The 20,137-nt window shown below is 61.1% G+C and carries 13 protein-coding genes; 5 read left to right on the forward strand and 8 right to left on the reverse strand.

The features are described from left to right. Positions 1-76 precede the first annotated feature (76 nt). From I4W07_RS07030 to metK, 6 genes are all read right to left on the reverse strand, one after another. Complete coding sequence (locus tag I4W07_RS07030) at positions 77-1,291, reverse strand: ABC transporter permease (protein ID WP_196026078.1); 1,215 nt, start codon at positions 1,289-1,291, stop codon at positions 77-79. Next, on the reverse strand, positions 1,288-2,061 hold the full coding sequence (locus I4W07_RS07035; RefSeq protein ID WP_196026079.1) for an ABC transporter ATP-binding protein: 774 nt from the start codon (positions 2,059-2,061) through the stop codon (positions 1,288-1,290). The genes I4W07_RS07030 and I4W07_RS07035 overlap by 4 nt, the downstream gene beginning before the upstream one ends. Then, a complete protein-coding gene (locus tag I4W07_RS07040; protein WP_196026080.1) occupies positions 2,061-3,497 on the reverse strand; it encodes an efflux RND transporter periplasmic adaptor subunit in 1,437 nt (478 codons plus the stop codon). Before I4W07_RS07040 ends, I4W07_RS07035 begins: the two co-directional genes overlap by 1 nt. 132 nt (positions 3,498-3,629) lie before the next feature. Then, on the reverse strand, positions 3,630-5,363 hold the full coding sequence (locus I4W07_RS07045; RefSeq protein WP_196026081.1) for a L,D-transpeptidase: 1,734 nt from the start codon (positions 5,361-5,363) through the stop codon (positions 3,630-3,632). 149 nt (positions 5,364-5,512) lie between these two features. Continuing rightward, the gene (sdaAA, locus tag I4W07_RS07050; RefSeq protein ID WP_196026082.1) at positions 5,513-7,120 is read right to left on the reverse strand and encodes an L-serine ammonia-lyase, iron-sulfur-dependent, subunit alpha; all 1,608 of its coding nucleotides are present in this window, start codon (positions 7,118-7,120) and stop codon (positions 5,513-5,515) included. 311 nt (positions 7,121-7,431) lie between these two features. Beyond that, positions 7,432-8,712 carry a methionine adenosyltransferase gene (gene metK, locus I4W07_RS07055; RefSeq protein ID WP_195192830.1) on the reverse strand — a complete coding sequence of 427 codons (1,281 nt, stop codon included), beginning with the start codon at positions 8,710-8,712 and terminating at the stop codon, positions 7,432-7,434. 289 nt (positions 8,713-9,001) lie between these two features. Between metK and gltX the strand changes: the two genes are divergently transcribed. The 5 genes from gltX to I4W07_RS07080 all read left to right on the forward strand — a co-directional run bounded on the left by gltX (position 9,002) and on the right by I4W07_RS07080 (position 16,220). Next, positions 9,002-10,477 carry a glutamate--tRNA ligase gene (gene gltX, locus I4W07_RS07060; RefSeq protein WP_196026083.1) on the forward strand — a complete coding sequence of 492 codons (1,476 nt, stop codon included), beginning with the start codon at positions 9,002-9,004 and terminating at the stop codon, positions 10,475-10,477. 89 nt (positions 10,478-10,566) lie between these two features. After that, on the forward strand, positions 10,567-13,020 hold the full coding sequence (gene priA, locus I4W07_RS07065; protein WP_230317538.1) for a replication restart helicase PriA: 2,454 nt from the start codon (positions 10,567-10,569) through the stop codon (positions 13,018-13,020). Between the two features lie 18 nt (positions 13,021-13,038). Further along, positions 13,039-13,575, forward strand: coding sequence for a peptide deformylase (gene def, locus I4W07_RS07070; protein ID WP_138374697.1), 537 nt, complete (start codon positions 13,039-13,041; stop codon positions 13,573-13,575). A 327-nt stretch (positions 13,576-13,902) separates the two neighbouring features. Next, the gene (gene fmt / locus I4W07_RS07075) at positions 13,903-14,823 is read left to right on the forward strand and encodes a methionyl-tRNA formyltransferase (RefSeq protein WP_196026084.1); all 921 of its coding nucleotides are present in this window, start codon (positions 13,903-13,905) and stop codon (positions 14,821-14,823) included. After that, positions 14,820-16,220 carry an RsmB/NOP family class I SAM-dependent RNA methyltransferase gene (locus I4W07_RS07080; RefSeq protein WP_196026085.1) on the forward strand — a complete coding sequence of 467 codons (1,401 nt, stop codon included), beginning with the start codon at positions 14,820-14,822 and terminating at the stop codon, positions 16,218-16,220. Before fmt ends, I4W07_RS07080 begins: the two co-directional genes overlap by 4 nt. A gap of 161 nt (positions 16,221-16,381) precedes the next feature. Here I4W07_RS07080 and I4W07_RS07085 read toward each other — a convergent pair whose 3' ends face one another. Together I4W07_RS07085 and I4W07_RS07090 are read right to left on the reverse strand one after the other, a co-directional pair. Beyond that, on the reverse strand, positions 16,382-16,618 hold the full coding sequence (locus tag I4W07_RS07085) for an FmdB family zinc ribbon protein (protein ID WP_195192825.1): 237 nt from the start codon (positions 16,616-16,618) through the stop codon (positions 16,382-16,384). 88 nt (positions 16,619-16,706) lie between these two features. Further along, positions 16,707-20,003, reverse strand: coding sequence for a 4-alpha-glucanotransferase (locus I4W07_RS07090; RefSeq protein WP_196026086.1), 3,297 nt, complete (start codon positions 20,001-20,003; stop codon positions 16,707-16,709). Positions 20,004-20,137 lie beyond the last annotated feature (134 nt).

The raw sequence follows: 20,137 nt of genomic DNA on the forward strand, positions 1-20,137 counted from the left end.
GCGGTGAAATAGCGTCTGTTTTTGCTGCTAAATAGCATATTCAGTCCCTAATTCACCGCAACTTGTTGGTGGTGGCTTACTGATAGCGTAGGCACTCCACCGGGTCGAGCTTTGCCGCGCGGCGAGCGGGATAGAAGCCAAAGATTACGCCGATGCCGACGGAGACGGCGAAGGCCAGCAGTACCGTGGCGATTGAAAAGCTCGGTGTGATTTGCCCGCTGGCACCGAGCTCGCCGAGAACCCCTGATCCTGCGGCAAACATCGCAAGAGCCCAGGCCAGCAGATAGCCAATCAGGACACCTAGCAGTCCGCCGGTGACGCACAGCGCCGAGGACTCGGCCAAAAATTGGGCGGTGATATCGCGACGACTGGCGCCCAGAGCGCGGCGGATGCCGATCTCGCGGATGCGCTCAGTCACGTTGGTGAGCATCATGTTCATAATGCCGATACCGCCGACAAGCAGCGAGATGCTGGCGACAGCACCCATGATGAGCGAGAACGCTCCCATAAAGGAGTTGAGTGCATCGATGGCGCTTTTCATGGAGGTCGCCGATACACTGTCGTACTCATCATCCTCCGCGATGCCCTTCATCGCGCGTACCTTGGACTCGATGGTCTTACAAAGCTCATCCATGTCCGTGCCCTCGGCGGCAAGTGCCGTTACGCTGGGGAATGAAGGATTCTCGTCGCCAAACAGCCCGGAGATGGTTTCGCGTGGCATATACAGCGTGAGCGAGCCCATGGAGTCGCTGCCGCCATCAATCACGCCTACAATCTGCACCTCGCCGTTGGACACCTTAATAGTCTTGCCCACCGCGTCCTGTTCGTTGCCGTAAAGCTGATCGGCGCCGTTGCGGCTGATGAGCGCCACGCGCGAGCCTGATTGGGACTCGGCCTGGGAATAGGTGCGCCCCGCAACGAGCTTGTTGGCCCCCACGGCGTCGAGCATGTCGCTATCGACACCCTGTGCCATGACGGTATAGCTTTTATCGCCGGTCTTGTACTCGGTATACGCGCTGTCGACAATGCCGATCTGCTCTATCTGCGGCACCAGTTTTTGAAGCTTCTCGATGTCCGACTCGGTGAGTTCTTGCGACGAATAGATTTGCACCATGCGTGCCGCATTGAGGCCCAGGCTGTTGACCAGGCTGTTTTGGATGCCGCCGATGAGCGAAGTCATGGCGATAACCGAGGCGATGCCGATGACAATGCCCAGGATGGTGAGCAGGCTGCGCCCCTTGTTGGCCTCGAGCGAGTGAAGGGCTTCCTGGATGAGATCGCGGGCGCTCATGCCACCACTCCTTTCGGCGGGTTGGCGGAGGCGGAAATCATGGGCAGGCTATCTACGGCGCTGCGCAGGGTCCGCGGTGCATGTGGAATATACGCGCCGTCGTGAATGCGACCGTCGCGGATGGTCACGGCACGGTCGGCCTCGGCGGCGATGCCGGGGTCGTGTGTGATAAGAACGATGGTTTTGCCTCGCTTCTGAAGCTTATGGAAGGTCTCCATCACAAGCGCTCCGGTAGCGGAGTCCAGGTTTCCCGTCGGCTCGTCGGCCAGGATGATGGGCGGGTCATTGACGAGGGCACGCGCGATGGCGACGCGCTGCATCTGTCCGCCCGAGAGCTCTGATATGCGGTGGTCCCAGTGGTCGACCGGCAGCGTGACGGCCTGCAGCGCGTGCACGGCGCGCATTTCGCGCTGGCTACGGGGCACATTGGTGTAGGCCAGCGGCAGCATGACGTTTTCGATAACCGACAGGCGTGGCAGCAGGTTGAAGCTCTGAAAGACAAAGCCAATACTCAGGGCGCGAACTTCGGTGAGCTCGTCATCGTCGAGCTCGGCCACGTTGAGCCCTTGCAGGTAATAGTCGCCCGCCGTCGGTTTGTCCAGGCAGCCCAGGATGTTCATGAGCGTCGACTTGCCCGAGCCCGAGGGGCCGGTGATAGCGACGAATTCGCCGGGATTTACCGCCAGGCTCACGTTGTGCAGGATGTGGGCGCAACCCGCCTCGCTCTCAAAAATGCGGTGCACGTTGCGGATGTCGATAACGGGACGCATTACATGCCCTCGTCGTCAGACATGCTGCCCGAATCCGTGCTGTAGCCGCCGTCAGCCGTTGCGTCCGCTCCGGTGTCCATGACGAGGGTGTCGCCATCGCGCAGCTTGGTAACCGGCACGTTGGGGTTGATCTCGTTGCCCTGGTCGTCGCGCTTTACCTGTGTCTTGCCGACTACGGCTTCGTTGTCGTTTTGCGTCACGACGGTCACCTTCACGCGACGGGTATGCTTGCCCTCGTCATCGGTTGCCACGTTGACGTAATAGTGTTCGCCGTCTTCGGTCATGAGCGCCATCGTCGGCACCATCACCACGTCGTCGAGCTGCTCGGTCACCACCGATACCTCGGCCGTCATGCCCGGCTTCAGGCGCGCGTCGGGCGCCTCTATGAGAATGTCGACGTTAAAGGTTACGCTGCCGCCGCCACCGTTGGCGGCGTCGGAGTTTGCCACCGAGGCGATGGCCGTGACCGTTCCCTGGCTTACGATATCGGGAAACGCGGGATACGTGACGTTGGCACTCTGCCCAACGGCGATCTTGGCGATGTCCTTTTCGCCCACCTGCACGGTCACCTTCATCTTAGATAGGTCGGCGATCTGCATGCACTGCTTGCCGCCGCTCGTATCGCTTTCGCCCATGATCATGCCGCCTGTTACCGTGGCGCCCACCTTGGCGTTGAGCTCCACGATACTGCCCGAGCTCGGGGCCGTGACCGTACGACTGGCCGCCTTGGCGTTCGCCTGATCGAGGTTTGCCTGGGCCGATGCGAGGCTGCGCTGCGCGGCCGATACGGCGTTCGTGTCCGCCGATGCGGCGGAGACGCCAGCCGCTGCGGAAGCTCCATCGACGTCCGTCGTTGGGGTGGCCTGAGCGGCAGCTGCGGCTTTCTTCGCATTAGCGAGGTCTTCTTGAGCGGCAGCAACTGCACGCTGCGCCTCGGCAACGTTGCGATCGAGCTCGTCGTTTTTAATGGTCATAAGCACGTCGCCCTCGTTGACGGATTGGCCCGCCTGCACGTTGATCGAATCGACCGTACCGTCGACAGAAGGGGAGACCACTGAGGACGAAATGGGTTTGAGCTGGCCTTTCGCCTCGACCGTTGTGGTAAACGTGCCCTCGGTCACCATGTCGGTCACCGGCCCGTTGTTGCCTGCGGGCCGTGCGTTGATGGCTAAGGTCACGACAACGGCGATGAGCACAATGGCGGCCACGACGCCGGCCGCAATGCCGCGTCGGATGAGCTTTTTGCGTCGACGTTCGGCACGTTTTGCCTTGAGCTTGGCATATGCCTCTTCATCGGAAATCTCGGTCGCATCGTTCGCGCGTCCGCTCTGCTTATCGGCATGTACGTTTGTAATCAGAGGAATCGTTTCGGTGACATCTTCGAGCGTGTGCTCGGTATCATCCGGGCCCGGGGTGGTCGTGGGGACATTCGGCATAGCGTCTCCTTTATAGAAAGTACCTCGATAAGTATATGCGCCCACCGGTTGGGGTGGGCGCATAGAACGGTTTCTTTCGGAACTGTTAGATTGGTCGCAGCGGTTCCACGTTGTAGGAATGCGCGCGTTGCACTACGAGTGGACAACCACGCATAGGCCGACTTTGATGCAGTCGTGAAGTGCCTTGGCGTCTGCCAGGCGCAGGTTGATGCAGCCGTGGCTGCCGCACCATTTGTACGACTCGGCGTTATCGAAGCTCTTGTCGTTTTGCCAGGTGGCATCATGGAAGCCGATCATGTTGCCCTCAAACGGCATCCAGTAGCTCACCGGACTCTCGTATTTGGGCTTGCCGGTCTCGGGGTCCTTGGCTCCGATCAGGGTGCTGCCGCCGTCGTTGCTGTTGATCTGCCAGACGCCCTCGGGCGTGGCATCCTCGCCCGGCTTGCCCGAGATAAAGTTGGCCTCCCAAACGATATTTCCGCTCTCGTCATAGTAGCGCGCGTGCTGTTCGGACAAGTCGACGTCGATATACGCCTTCCAGTCGGGCTCTCCCTTTGCGGTAAAGGTGTCGGCCTTCTGGGAGTACTTGATCTCGATTTCGCCGGTCTGCTTGTTGTTAATGGCGTCCTCGACCTGCTTGGCGAGCGAGCTGCTGTCGATGGACCAACCAAAGTCGCCGCCTTCGACGGCGCACTGCTTGCCATCGGCGCGCGTCCACCAGCGAGTGGAGCCCACGGTATTAAAGCCGTTGGCGAGCTCGGCTGCCCAGTTGCTGATCTGCGACGTATCGAGCGTTGGGTTGGCGGGATCGGCAAAGCTGATCCACTGCAATACGGAGCTGCCATCAACCTTGCCGGCATCCTCGCCGTTGAGCTTGAGGGTCACGTTGACGCCCAGGAAGTTGTTGGCGGCATCGCATGCGGCCTGAATCTGATCATCGGTCAGCGTTCCATTGAGCGGCTCATAGGCATCGTTGCCGAGCTTGGAAAGATCTACGGACTCGGCCAGCGAGGCAAGCTCGAGCTCGGCATACTTAATGACATGCTCGCGGTTGAGTTTTTCGTTGGAGCGCGCCTTCTCGACGGTAAACTTGCCGGCCTGCTCGTCATAGGAGCTATTGGCCTCGAACGTGCCCGAACGGCCCTCGTTAAACTCGTTGATGGCGGCGCCCAGATCCTTCTCAAACTTCTTTTGGTCAAAGGTGTCGGAGAGCATGGACAGGTCGACGTCTTGATCAAGATCGACTTCGTTGGAGGTAGCGGTTGTTTTGGTCTTGCCGCTTAAGGATTCCACAAGGCGGACCGGCCAAATAAAGGCTTCGTTGTGGTTGATGATCTCTTTTGCGGCAGCTTCGCCATCGACGATGGGTTCATCGGACTCGGGCTGATAGGTCCAGCTAAAGTCATCGCCTGTCACGGCGAGCTTATAGTGCTTCCATGCCGAATTGACCTTGGTGGCGGCAGACGAAGCGTTGGAGAACGAGACGTCGACGCCGGCGATGGTGGTGTTGGGGTAGGCTACCTGCGAAAATGCTACGACGCCTACGATATAGACAATGACGATTAGACCCAGGACGACAAAGAGCGTCGTCTTTTTGCCCGACTTATTGTTCTTGGCGGGTTTGCGCGCGGGGCCACGATCGCCTCGAGCGTGCGTGTGGGGCTGCTTGGGCGCATTGCCGTTTGCCTGGCGCTGCTGACGTTGTTGACGCTGCTGTCGCTGTTGGTTCGGGCGTTGGGAAGCGTTTGCTGCACTACGCTGCTGACCGTGGCTCGGCGCGATAGGACGCGGCGACTGAACGCCGCCGGTGTGCCTGCTCGGCTGCTGCGGATCGGGAATCAGTTGAGTTCGATCGTTTTGCGACATCGTATGCATATCCTTCGATTTTCGCCTTGCGGTTCATCGTGTTTTTACTGGGCTTGCATTATAGCGATTGCCCTGCTGTTTGTGGTACGGAAACGGTGGCATTCAAAAGAGGTGGGACATTTGTCCCACCTTTGAGTCGTTCTTTGTCGCTATCCGCACACACCGCATTTTGCACAGGCCGAAAGTGCGGCCGGAGCCTGCGCGATGCCGCCCTTTGCCGTCTCGCGCAGCGTGGCCGGCAACGCGTGGCCCACCGAGAGCATGACATGTGCCATCTGGTCAAACGGCACCAGGCTCTTAATGCCTGCGAGGGCGAGTTGTGCCGAGCTAAAGGCCGCAGCCACGCCGATGGCGTTACGGTTTTGGCAGGGCACCTCCACGAGGCCACCGACGGGGTCACAAACGAGACCCAGCAGGTTACTCAGCGCGATGGAACTGGCGTCGAGCGCCTGCTCGGGCGTGCCGCCGAGCATCTGCACCAGCGCGGCGGCTGCCATGGCGGCGGCGCTTCCGACTTCGGCTTGGCAGCCGCCCTCGGCGCCGGCAACGCAGGCGCTTGTGGTGAGGTTGAGGCCGATGGCGGCGGCGCAGTAGAGGGCGTCCATGACCTGCTCGTCGTCGAGCTGCAGACGATCGGCGAGCGCCAGCACGCAGCCGGGCACAACACCCGCGGATCCTGCCGTCGGAGCTGCGACGATCACACCCATCGTGGCGGAGCGCTCGAGCACGGCCATGGCGCGGGCCACGGCGTCGGTCTGAACGGGGCCCATCAAGTTGGAGCTAAGGTCGTTGCTGCCGGTGGCATCGACAAGCTTAGCCTCGCCGCCGATAAGCCCACCGAGCGATTGCTGCGGATTAGCGATGGGGGCTGTGGTCTCCTCGCGCATGACGTCGAGCACGCGGCGCATGGCGGCGACGGCGTGCGCCTCACCGGTCAGGCGCGCCTCTCGTACGGCCATAACGGCGCCAATGCTGAGCCCCAGTTCCTCGCACGCATCGAGCAGCTGCTCGCCGTCGTCGAAGATTTCCTTGGCCGAGACGCCGGGGGAGAGCGATGAGGCAGAACCGGGGAGCTCGATAAAGGTCGCGTAATCGACATTGTCGAGCTTGCGCAGCATGGGGACGACGGTGTCGTCGGGCGCGCCGTCGGTCTCAAAGACGGAGTAGGCCTGGCCGCCCACTTCGGTTCGGTAGGTGCGGCAGAAAGCGATGTTCACGTGGGCGTAGGCGAGCAGGTTCGTGAGCGCGGCGAGTACGCCGGGAACGTCCTTGTGCGCCACGAAGAGCGTGGAATACATGCCCGAGATGTCGACGCCGACGCCGTTAATGCGGCTGATGCGCATCTTGCCGCCGCCCAGGCTCTCGCCGCGGACCTGCGCCGTGGCGCCCGTGTCGTCGACCATATCGATGTCGACGGTGTTGGGGTGGATGGAGGCGTCGTCGCCCTTGATGTCAAAGTGATATTCGAGGCCCTGCTCGCGAGCGAGGTCGAAGGCCTGCTTGATGTTCTCGTCATCGGTGTCGAGGCCCAGGATGCCCGCGACGAGCGCACGGTCGGTGCCGTGGCCGCGGTAGGTGTGGGCGAAGGAGTTCCATAGGCCAAAGGTGACTTTGGCGATGCGGCCTTCTAACAGGCTGGCGGCAACTTGGGCGCAGCGCAGGGCGCCGGCGGTGTGTGATGAGCTGGGGCCGACCATGACGGGGCCCAAGATCTCGAATGCCGAGGTCGTAGCTAGTGTTTGCGGCTTGCCTGCCATGGGTGCTCCTGTTCTATCCCGTCGTTCCGAGGACTTTGGTATTTGGTCGCCTGCTCTACAGTCCTGGCTCGCACGGAGGCCACATTAAGTGGCCTCCGGCTCGTGCGGAACTCGCGACCGACCAAATACCAAAGCCCTCGGAACTAAGGATACATGGTAGAGGCGCGTGTGCTGCAAAATTCATTAGCTGGTGACGCAGCGTAGGCTCATATCGAAGCATCTTCACCACCGGATTAATAAAAAAGAAGCACCGCTTGGGGGCGGTGCTTCTTTTGAAAGCGCATGCGTGTTGTGACCTTAGCGGCTCTTAATTACAGGCCGCAGGCTGCTTTGAGTTCTTCGACTCGGTCGGTCTTCTCCCAGGTGAAGTCGGCGTCTTCTCGGCCAAAGTGACCGTAGGCTGCCGTCTTTTCGTAGATGGGGCGACGCAGGTCTAGGTCGCGGATGATTGCGCCCGGGCGCAGGTCGAAGGTCTTCTCTACGGCCTCGACGATCTTGTCCTCGGCAACATGTGCGGTGCCGAAGGTGTCGACCATGATTGAGAGGGGCTTGGAAACGCCGATGGCGTAGGCAAGCTCGACTTCGCAGCGGTCGGCCAGACCGGCGGCGACCACGTTCTTGGCTACCCAGCGCGCGGCATACGCGGCGGAGCGGTCGACCTTGGTGCAGTCCTTGCCGCTAAAGGCACCGCCGCCGTGACGGCCATAGCCGCCGTAGGTGTCGACGATGATCTTACGGCCAGTCAGTCCCGTGTCACCCATAGGTCCGCCCACGACAAAGCGACCGGTGGGGTTCACGTAGATGTCGGCGTTGTCCCACGGCATGTTCTCGGCGGCCATGACCGGGGTGATGACGTGCTCGATTAGGTCGGCCTTGATCTTGCCCATGTCCTCGATCTCGGCGGCGTGCTGCGTGGAGATGACGATGGTCGTGACCTCGACGGGCTTGCCGTCCTCGTAGCGCACGGTGACCTGGGTCTTGCCATCGGGACGCAGATAGGCGAGGGTACCGTCGTGACGCACGGCAGCCAGGCGCTCGGCCAGGCGGCTTGCCAGGTAGTGAGGCATGGGCATGAGGGTCTTGGTCTCGTTGGAGGCGTAACCGAACATCATGCCCTGGTCGCCGGCACCGATCAGGTCGATCGGGTCGGTGGTAGCGCCGGTCTGGGTCTCGAAGGACTCGTCAACGCCCTGAGCGATATCGGGTGACTGCTCATGGATGAGGCTCATAACGCCGCAGGTATCGCAGTCAAAACCGAATTTGGCACGGTTGTAGCCAATGCGGCGGATAACGCCGCGGGCGATTTCCTGAACGTCGACGTAGGCCTGGGTGCGAATCTCGCCGGCGACGATAACGGTGCCGGTGGTCACGAGGGTCTCGCAGGCGCAGCGGACGTTCTCCACGTTGGCGGGCACGCCGTTGGGGGCGATGTAGCCCTGCTCCTGCAGCTCTATTTCTTTGGCGAGGATTGCGTCGAGGACGGCATCGCTGATCTGGTCAGCGATCTTATCGGGATGACCTTCGGTCACCGACTCCGAAGTAAAAACAAAGGACCCGTGTTGGGGTGGGATGGAACGAAGTTCTTCTGACATGATTGTCCTTTCAAAAACGTGTCCCGCGACCGTTACCATTCCGCCGGGCTCTCTATGCAAGGGCACATCATAACGCGTAAATCAAACATTCACACCCTTTCCGCACCTACTCATTGGGGACAGACTTAAATGACCAGCCGGGATGTTCCTTTTCTGCCAGGGCAGCTAATTTGGGACTGGTCATTTAAGTCTGTCCCCAATGAGTGAGTCGGTGCCCTTTGTGCGGAGGTTGCTTTGATGCTTTATACTGGTGCGGTTAGACATCCATCCTGCAATCGAGGAGATTTCCATGGCATCAGACGTTCGCGTCCGCTTTGCACCCTCACCGACGGGCAAGCTGCACATCGGCGGCGCCCGCACCGCTATCTATAACTGGGCTTTCGCCCGCTCAAACGGCGGCACGTTCATCCTGCGCATCGACGACACCGACCCCACCCGCTCCACCGACGAGAACACGCAGATCATCCTGCGCGCCATGCGTTGGCTGGGCCTGGACTGGGACGAGGGTCCCGAGGTGGGCGGCGACTTTGGCCCCTACGCCCAGACCGAGCGCCTGGACCTGTACAAGCAGGCCGCCCAGAAGCTTTGGGACGAGGGCAAGGCCTATCCCTGCTTCTGCACCAAGGAGCAGCTCGACGCCGATCGCAAGGCCGCGCAGGAGCGCAAGGACCCCTTCCAGGGCTATCAGCGCCGCTGCCGCGATCTTGATCCCGAGGAGGCCCGCCGCCGCATCGAGGCCGGCGAGTCCTACGTCCTGCGCATTAAGGTGCCCGAGGACCGCGGCGACGTCGTCATCCACGACGCCGTCCACGGTGAGGTGACCTTCGACGCCAAGGAGCTCGACGACTTTGTCATCTTCCGCTCCGATGGCACGCCCACGTACAACTTCGCGACCGTCGTCGACGACGCCATGATGAAGATCACCCATGTCATCCGCGGCGACGACCACCTGTCCAACACCCCGCGTCAGGTCATGGTCTATGAGGCCCTCGGCGCGCCCGTGCCTACGTTCGCCCACATCTCCATGATCTTGGGTGCCGACGGCAAAAAGCTCTCCAAGCGCCACGGCGCCACCTCGGTGGAGGAGTACCGCGACGCCGGTTACCTGTCCGATGCCTTCGTCAACTATCTGGCTCTGCTGGGCTGGTCGCTCGACGGCGAGACCACGATCATCCCGCGTGATGTCTTGGCCAGCAAGTTCTCGCTCGACCGCATCTCCAAGAACCCGGCGACCTTCGACCCCAAGAAGCTCGACTGGGTCAATGCCGAGTACATCAACGGCATGTCCGATGCTCAGTTTGCCGACGAGATCATGGTCCCCGAGCTGCACGAGGCGGGTCTCATCGAGGGCAACGTCGAGTACGGCGAGGACTGGATCGACGCGCTCGCTGCCATCGTCAAGCCGCGCACCAAGATGCCGACCGACGCCGTGACCGTCGCCGCTCCCATCTTTGCCACAGCCGAGACGCTCGAGTATGACGAGAAATCCGTCAACAAGGGTCTGGCCAAGGAGGGCATGGGTGCCATCCTGGACGCCGCCAAGGCCGCGCTTGAAGGCGTGGACGAGTGGACGGCTGCCAACATCGACGCCGCGCTTGAGCCGCTGCCCGAGCAGATGGACCTTAAGAAACGCGTGGTGTTCCAGGCCGTGCGCGTCGCCGTCTGCGGCAACATGGTGAGCCCTCCGCTGGGCGAGACCATGGCGCTCGTCGGCCGCGACGACTGCCTGGCGCGCATCGACCGCGCCCGCACGATGGCGCTGTAATCGCTGCGCAAACGTTTGTATCCGAGCCCCGTTCACCCCGAGCGGGGCTCTTGTTTCTGTAGACGTATGGGATAGGAGGTGCTGGGGCCATGGTCGAGCAACTTTCGCTGTTTGGTTCGCCGGAACCGGAGGAAGCTCCGAATTCCGCGGCTCCTGCCGCCGCCCCGGCGCAGCCCGAGCCCGCACCTGAGCCCATCGCTGCCTATGTGAGCGTGGTCCTCGACATTCCCGCCCGTGCGCTGTCCGAGCCGTTTGCTTATGGCATTCCTCAACCCCTTGCTAGCGAAGCGCAGATCGGATCCACGGTCCTGGTCCACTTTGGTAACCGTGCCGCCGCGGGCTATATCGTCGACATTGCGCCTGAGCTGGACGACCTGCAGGGCAACAGCGCGCTCGACCCCGCGCGCATTAAAGCCATTGAGGCAATCCTCAGCAAACCGCTCTTTAGTGCCGAGGCCGCCCGCATCGCGCGTTGGATGAGCCGCGAATATGTCGCGACGCTTTCCGAGTGTCTGCGCCTGTTCTTGCCCCCGGGCGGCAGCCCGCGCGTGGTCAAGGGCGATGACGGCGCATGGTCGGTTGAGCGCCCAGCCGTCAAGCCTATCCAAAACCGTTGGGTCATGCTTACGCCCGAGGGCTTCGACTATACGCCTCCCAAAACGGCGGTTCGTCAGCGTCAGCTCATCGAGGCGCTCCAGTGCGGACCGGTCACGACGCGCGACCTCAACCTGCTCTATAACAGCATGTCGGCGACTATCAAGGCGCTCGAAAAGCGCGGCGTCGTGGTGGTGGAGGAGCGCCGTGCGTGGCGTGGCTGCAGCGAGCAGACCACGCTGTCCTCGGCAAGCGGCAAGGCGCCGGTCGCACTCACCAACGGCCAGCAGCAGGCGCTCGCGCAGATTGAGCGCGCCCGTCTGGACGCTCATGGCGACGTGGTGCTCGTTGATGGCGTCACCGGCTCCGGCAAAACCGAGGTTTACCTTTCGGCGATTGAGCGCGTGCTGGCAGCCGGCCGTTCGGCCTGCGTGCTCGTGCCCGAGATCTCGCTGACGGCCCAGACCGTCGGCCGCTTTCGTTCGCGCTTTGGCGAGACGGTTGCCGTGTTCCATTCGCGCCTTTCGGCTGGCGAGCGCCTGGATCAGTGGGATATGGTCGCCAGCGGTGCGGCCCGCGTGGTTGTCGGCGCCCGTTCGGCGCTCTTTTGCCCGCTCAGCGACCTTGGCCTCATCATCATCGACGAGGAGCACGAGACCAGTTACAAGCAGGGCTCCAGTCCGCGCTACCATGCGCGCGAGGTGGCGGCCGAGATGGCGCGCCGCTACCGCTGCCCGCTCGTGTTGGGCTCCGCCACGCCTTCTGCCGAGGCCCTCGACCGCTGCCGCCATGGCACGTATTACGGTGCCACTTGGACGCGCGTTGAGATGCCCGAGCGCCCGGGACACGCCGTGCTGCCTACGGTTCGGATTGCCGACCTGCGCCGTGAGTTTTCTCACGGCAGCCGATCTATGTTCTCAAAACCCTTGATGGAGGGCTTGGAGCGTGTGGTCGAGCGCCGTGAGAAAGCCGTGTTACTGCACAACCGCCGCGGTTTTGCGCCGTTCCTTATGTGCCGCGAATGCGGCTGCGTCCCCACCTGCAACCACTGCTCCACCGCGCTTACGTATCACGAGCGCACGCACACGCTGCAGTGTCATACATGCGGTTCGTCTTGGCGCGTGCAGCCGTATCCCGCGCCCACGAGTCGCTGCCCCAAGTGCGGCAGCCGTTACCTGGCAAAAATGGGTCTGGGCACGCAGCAGATCGAGGACGCACTGCACCAGATGCTGCCCGAGAATGTCGCCATCATTCGCATGGATGCCGATTCCACGCGCGGCAAGGATGCGCACAAAAAACTGCTCGAGCAGTTCGATGCGGCGGATTGTGCCGTGTTGCTGGGCACCCAAATGATCGCAAAGGGTCTCGACTTTCCCGAGGTCACGCTCGTGGGCGTGGTCAATGCCGACTTCGCCCTCAAGCTGCCGGACTTCCGCGCAGGGGAGCGCGCCTACGACCTGCTGGAGCAGGTTGCCGGCCGCGCCGGTCGTGGTGATCGCCCCGGTGAGGTTATCATCCAGACCTACCTGCCCGATGACCCGGTCATTCGCGCCGTCGCCGAGCACGACCGTTCGATCTTTACCGACTACGACCTGGATCAGCGCCGCGACGCGCTGTACCCGCCGTTTGTTCGCCTGGTCAACATCTTGGTGTGGTCGGCGAACCGAGACGACGCGCAGAACTACATCGGACGTATCGCAAAGCTTCTTAAGCGCCGCTGGCATGCCGCCGCGCCCGACTTTTTGCGGGCGGGGAGTGCCGTGCCGCAGGTGCTGGGCCCGGCTTCGTGTGTAATCGAGAGAGCCAAGGACCGTTACCGCTTCCATCTGCTTGTGAAGTCGCCCGTGGGGTACCATGTCTCTGATGATATCGACGCCTGCCTCAAAGAGGTGGGCTCCGTGCGCGGCGTGAGCGTGAGCGTTGACGTCGACGCCTATGATTTGATGTAACAACCCGAAAGGATGGCCATGGAAGCCAACGGAATCGTACTGTCGCCTGACCCTCGTCTGCGCCAGGAGTGCGCCGTCATCGAGGAGATCACCCCGGCGATCGAGGCACTTGCCGAGAAGATGAAGAAGATGATGTTCGAGAACGGCGGCTGCGGCCTGGCTGCCCCGCAGATCGGCGAGCTCATTCAGCTGGTCACCATCGACTGCGACTACAGCGACAAGAGCGACTACGATCCGTACGTGCTCATTAATCCCGTGATCGTGGAGCAGAGCGACCATCTGGTGCCGTTTAGCGAGGGCTGCCTTTCCATTCCTGGTATTAGCTGCGAGATCGAGCGTCCCGACCATGTCGTCGTCGAGGCGTACGACCTGGATGCCAACCTGATTCGCTACGAGGCCTCGGGCGACCTGTTCTGCGTGTGCCTGCAGCACGAGATCGATCATCTGCACGGCAATACCATGTTTGAGCGACTCAAGCCCATGCAGAGGATCAAGGCCGTCAAGGAGTACCAGGACGCCCTGGCCCGCGGCGCTCGACCGGGCGAGACGGAGTAGGTCCCACCGTCCCCGGTGCTGAGCGCCCACATATCATCCCGTGCTCAAACATTCTCGCTTTGCTGCGAAACTGCGCGCGGGACGATATGTGGGCGCTCAGCACCGGGGACTGCGTTGTTCTGGCCCGGTTTGCCCGGGTGCCGTTGGCCAGGGAGGGGCGTCTTCGCTGATAGGGGCTTTGTTGGGAGGGCTGCTTTTATGCGGCCCTTTCTTTGTTTTTGGGTATATTTGTCTTTGTTGAATTGTTCTTGCGGCTGGGTGCGTTCGCGACCTGGAGCGCTTCTTTTGTAGCCGTCTCGGCTCGTTATTGAGAGGAGACTAACTTTTATGCGTATTGTGTTTATGGGTACGCCTGATTTTGCTGTGCCTTCGCTGGTTTCGCTTGTTGAGGCTGGGAATGAGATTGCGCTTGTTATTACTCGTCCTGATGCTGTTCGTGGGCGTGGTAAGAAGCTTGAGCCTTCTCCTGTTAAGGCCAAGGCGCTTGAGCTGGGGTTGCCGGTTGTTGAGACAAATCGTATAACGGCCGAGGTTGTTGAGGCGCTCCAAGCTGCGGATGCCGATATTTTCTGTGTGGCTGCTTATGGTTGCATTTTGCCCGATGAGGTTCTTCACATGGCGCCGCTCGGCATTGTGAATGTTCATGCGTCCTTGCTGCCTCGTTGGCGGGGGGCTGCTCCTATTCAGCGTGCCATTCTTGCTGGTGATGAGGTTGCTGGCGTTTCTATCATGCGCATCGGGCATGGCGTGGATACTGGTGCTTATTGTGCTCAGGCTTCCACGTCGGTTGCCGGTAAGCATGCTGAGGCACTGACTATGGAGCTTGGCGAGCTGGGCGGCAAACTGCTTGCCGATACGCTTCCTTCCCTTGCCGACGGCACCGCCGTGTGGACCGAGCAGGATGAATCTCTCGTCACGCATGCTGCCAAGATTTCCAAGCAGGAGATGCGTCTGGATCCGCACATGGCGGCGCTTGATTGCGTGCGTCATGTGCTTGCCTCGTCCGACACCGCTCCCGCTCGTTGCGTGATTGCCGGCAAGTCGGTTCGCGTGCTCGATGCTGCGCCAGCTGATGTGTCGCTTGGCGAGGGTCAGGTTCTCATTAAGGCCAAGCGTGTTTACCTTGGTCTTTCCGATGGTGCGGTTGAACTGCTCGAGGTTAAGCCCGATGGCAAGCGTGCCATGGCCGCTTCTGCTTGGGCTGCTGGGCTGCAAGGCGCCGATCTTATCTGGGGTGTTTTGTCATGAGCAAGCTTTCTCCCGCGCGCAAACTTGCGCTCGATGTGCTAATGGAGGCCGATCGCCGCGGCATGTATGCGCGTGACGTGCTGTCCTCTCGCGCATCGGCCAGGGCTATTGACCAGCGCGATTCCGCTTTTGCCGCCCGCTTGGCACTGGGTGTGGCCGCCACGCAGGGTATTTTGGACGAGCTGCTCGATCAGTTTCTCGATAAGCCTAAAAAGGTTGCGCCGCGTGTTCGCATGGCGCTTCGCATCTCGGCCTTCGAGATGCTCTATCTGCATACGCCTGGCCGCGTTGCCGTAAGTCAGGGTGTTGAGCTGGTGCGCAGCGGAGCTAAGTCTGCCGCCGGTTTGGCCAACGCCGTGCTGCATAAGGTCGCGGACAACGTTGAGGACTTTGCCACGGCGTCCGATGTGAATGAGTCTGAGCGACGCTTGGTTCGTCTGTCGCGCTTGATGGGTCTGCCGCGTTGGCTGTGCGCTCGTATCATGGCGTCGTTTGACACGCCAGAGGGTGCGCTTAACTTTGCCGGCAACTTGGCACCTGCGCCGCTGGCCCTGCATGAGAACGCCTTTGCGACCAAGCCCGATCCGTATATCTCGCAGCTCGTCGCGCCTGTCTTCCCGGGCTGCCATGCCCCGGTTGATGCCCAGGTTACCGTTGCTTCGGGTGTGTTTGAGCGTGCTGCCGCGGTGGCATCTGATCTCAACGCGCAGCTTATCGCCACAGCTGCCACGCGCCCTGGTAGCTGCCTTGAGATTGGTGCCGGTCGTGGTACCAAGACCTATGTGATGATGTGCCAGGCCAAGCGTGCGGGCTATGAGCGTCAGCATACGGCGCTCGATCTGCATGATCGCAAGTGCGATCTGAATCTCGCTCGCCTGCACAAGGCCGGTATTCAGGGCGTTCGTACGGTTTCGGGTGATGCCTGCGAGCTTGATGAAGTACTGACGTCGTTTGATGCCATGCTTGGCAAGCCGGTTAAGTTCGACACGGTCTTTATCGATGCGCCGTGCTCGGGCACCGGCACCATGCGCCGTCATCCTGAGATCCCCTGGCGCCTGACCGAAAAGGATGTAGCGGTTGAGCTGCCCAAACTGCAACTGACGATGCTCAAGGAAGCCGCCGCGCGCGTGGCTGCCGGCGGCGAGCTGATCTATGCGACGTGCTCGGTCTTCGACGAGGAGAACACGCAGGTCGTGGACGCGTTCCTTGCTTCTCCCGAGGGTGCCGGCTTTAGCGTGGCACCGCTTTCCGAGGCACAGATTCTGCAACTCCCCGAGTTCGATCAGGCCAAGAAGCTCGTATCCGTACGCCAGAACGATCGAGGCCTCTTCCAAAGCGTGCCAGTAAACGCCGACTCCTACGACGGCCACTTCTGCGCCAGACTGGTCCACAAGTAACGACTAAGTTGCGGTGAAATAGGGAATGAAAAGCCGCTTCTGCCCGCCAAACAGTCCTTATTTCACCGCAACTCACAAGGAAACCTGGGTAGCTTAATTAACTACCCATAGAGCAAAGAAATAGCCCCGCGATCGGTTTTGGTCGCGGGGCTGCTTGGTTCCTAGTGGTTATGCGGGCAGTTGGCGCAGCAGCCACTGGTGGCGTTGGTACTGGAGCCGCCGCTTCGTTGATCGGTGTTGTAGAAACCGCTGCCCTCAAATTTAATGCCGCTGGCCGAGAATGTCTTGGCCGCCGGGGCACCGCAGCTGGGGCACACGACCTCGGGAGTCTCGGACATGGGATGCTCAACCTCAAACACGTTGCCGCAGCTCGAGCACTTGTAATCGTAGCGCGCCATAATACTTCCTTTTCAGCACAAAGCGGGCAGATTACTCTGCCCGCAAAAATTCAAACGTCTGTAACTGTACCCTATATCGGGGGTTTTATCACGCTTCACCCCAGAATCTATGGTTGTTGCGCAGGAGCTGTGCGGTTTTGTTCTCGGCGGCTGCAATGTCCGCCTCGTCAGCCTGCCAGGTCCAGTTGCCCGTGGCCACGCCCGGAACGTTCATGCGCGCGTCGTCGCCAAGCCCCAGGACATCCTGCAGTGGCATCATCACCAGGGGAGCGTCGCTTGCCAGCGCGTCGCTCATCAGCTTGGCCGCCACCTCAACACCGCTCGGTTCATCGCCGCCCGCAAAGGTACGGGTGCACCAACCGGCCAGCGTCGACGTATCGTGCGTCGAGGTGTACAGAATCTTGCCGGGCGTGGGATGCACACCGCAACGAACGTCGTAGTCGCTAAACTCCAGCACGTCCATGCCGGGGAAACCGCAGGTCGATGCCATGGCACGAACACCGGGCGTCAGATAGCCCAAGTCCTCGGCGATAAAGTTGAGCGGACCCAGCTCGTCATAGGCGGTCTGGAACAGGTCCTTGCCCGGTCCTGCCAGCCAACGCCCGTCGGCGCAAGCCTTGCCCGTGGGGATACTAAAGTAGCTGTGGAATCCCAGGAAGTGATCCAGGCGCACGCGATCGTAGAGCGAAAACGCGCGGCGCAGGCGATCCATCCACCAGCTATAGCCGTTCTGCTTCATGTGGTCCCAGCGGAACGTCGGGTTGCCCCACACCTGGCCCTCGGGTGCAAAGTTGTCGGGCGGCGCACCGGAAATCTCTATCGCCTTGCCGGTATCGGACAGCCAGAAGTTCTCGGGTTCGCTCCACGCGTCTGCCGAATCGTCGGACACGTACATTGGAATATCGCCGATAACCTCGATGCCCTTCTTGTGCGCATAGTTCATGAGCTCGCACCAAGCCAGGTCAAAGCGGTACTGCATGTACGCCTGCAGCTCGGCCTCGTCGTGGAAGCGCTTGTCATCGATCAGATACTCGTTGTAGCGCGCGACATCTGCCGGCCAATCATGGCGCGACTCGCCCTCAAAGTACTTCTTAACGGCCATGTAGACGCAGTATTTCTCGAGCCAATTGGCATTGCGATGTTTAAACGCGGTGTACAGCGGATCGGCATCCTCGCCGCCGCGGGCCTTCCAGGTTTCAAAGTCGGCGGCCAGCTCCTCGTGACTCTCGGGCAGCAGGTCAATATTGCCCGCAAAGGCCGAAGGCCCAGCGTAAGGGGAGCGGAAGAAGTCTGTGGGATTGACGGGCAAGACCTGCCAGTAGCGCATGCCTATGGCGGCCAGATGGTCGATAAAGCGACGCGTGGGCGCACCGATCGTACCGGGCTTGCCGTCGTCGGTCGGCACCGATGTGATATGGCACACAACACCCGCACCGTGATCGAGCGGCTCCTGCAGGCGCTGCTCGGCATGGTGATAGATGATCGACGAGCCCAGCGGATACAGATCGAGCGTGACCGTACCGTTATGGATCTCACACTCGTGACCGCTGATCACGTCACTCGCGCATTCGCCGAGCGCCGGGATCGTCACGCGATGCGAATTGCGCAGGCTGCGGTTGATGATGACGGTCGCGGACTCGCCGTCTTTACCGGTACGGTTGTAGGCCAGCACCTCGTCATTGAGCGCGAAGGCCTTGATCTCGCCGTCAATCATAAATGGCAGTGCGCGGCGTACCGCGGAGGCGTTCTTGACAATAGCCAGCGTGTCGAAGTCGTGCAGTTGGTCCTTGGTCGGCAGGGTGCGGCGGTTGCCCGGATCGGTCAGGCCCTCAAGGCCGTACTCGTCTCCGTAGTAGATTGAAGGCACGCCGGGGAAGGTCATCTGCATGAGCGTGGCGAGCCAAAAACGGCTCTTGGCCAGGCCCATCGAGTTCTTGTCCAGGCGCCACTTGCTGCGCTCGCACTCGGGCAGCTGCGACTCGTCGGGGCCGCCCCCGAGCACCGAGATGATGCGCGGACGGTCGTGGCTCGAAAGCAGATTGAGCGCGCAGGACAATGCCTCGCTCGGGTAGTTTTCGCGCAGGGTCTCGATATCCTCGGCAGCTTGGTAGGCGTTTTTGTAGCCCATTAAAAAGCCGATGACCATGTCGCGGAAGGGGTAGTCCATAGCAGAGTCCAGCTCGGAGCCCTGCAGGTAGCGGCGCAGATGGCCGTAGCTAATCTTGTTGGAGGCGTCTTCCCAGACTTCGCCGAGCAACAGTGCATCAGGCTTTTCGGCAAGTACGGCCTTCTTGATCTCGGTCAGGAATTCGTCGGAAAGCTCGTCAGCGACGTCCAGGCGCCAACCATGGGCACCGGCGCGCAGCCATTTGCGGATCACGCCGTCCTTGCCCAGGAGCCTCTCGCGCACCAGCTCGGACTTCTCGTTGATGGCCGGCATATTGCCCACGCCCCACCAGCAGTCGTACGAGCCGTCCTCGTGGAAGGTAAACGCATCGCGCCACGGCGAATCCTCGCTCTGCCAGGCACCCACGCCGGGGTAGTTACCGTAGCGGTTGAAATAGATCGAGTCGTCGCCCGTGTGGTTGAACACACCGTCCAGAATGATGGAAATGCCGAGCTTCTCGGCCGCCTCGCACAGCTCAGTAAAGTCCTGCTCGGTGCCCAGAATCGGATCGATCTTGGTGTAATCGGCGGTGTCGTAGCGGTGGTTGCTCGCGGCTTCAAAAATGGGGTTGAGATAGATTGCCGTAAAGCCCAGCTCGGCGATGCGGGGCAGGTCATTCTGGATGCCCTTGAGCGAGCCGCCGTAAAAGTCCCAGGTCTTGATGGATCCGTCTTCGGCGCGCTCGTACACAGGCGGCTCGTTCCAGTCCTCGACCATGCGGCGCTGAATGCCCTTACGCGGTTTTTCGACCTCGGCCAGCGTGCGCTCGCGCCAGTGCTCGTCGCGGGCATAGCGATCGGGGAAGATCTGGTAGACCATACCGCGCTCGTACCAGGTGGGACGGTTCTCACGGTGTTTGTAGACGGTGACCTGGAACGACGGCACCTCAGCGTAGTCGTAGGTTACGCCTTCGCCGCCGGTGCGGCCCTGTGGTGCGCCCAGACGAACCTCGGGCTGGCCCTCAATATTGCAGATAAAGCTGTACCAAATAAGACAGGGCTCGGTGCACTCAAGCTCTGCGGTAAATATGCCGTCGCCCTCGTGCGTCATAGGATACCGAGACTCACCGATCTCATCGACCCAGGTGCGCAGCGTAAGCGTTGCCTGCGCGGGATCGGCATCCTCCAGAATCACGGAGAGTGAAAGGGGAGTTCCTGTGGTCACAGCGCCAAAAGGAGTGCGAAACTGCGGCAGACGGCTGTTGTGTATCAATCTCATAGTACGGTCCAGTTCAATAGAATCATGGCCTGCTGGCCATGGGCTTTACGCACAGGATGTAAGTATATCTGTTGTACACAGGCTGTATAAACAACATCCGTTTACCATCGGCGAACGGTTGTCCTGGAAAATCG

Source organism: Collinsella aerofaciens (assembly GCF_015670745.1).
In the GTDB taxonomy this organism is placed as follows: Bacteria; Actinomycetota; Coriobacteriia; order Coriobacteriales; family Coriobacteriaceae; genus Collinsella; species Collinsella aerofaciens_T.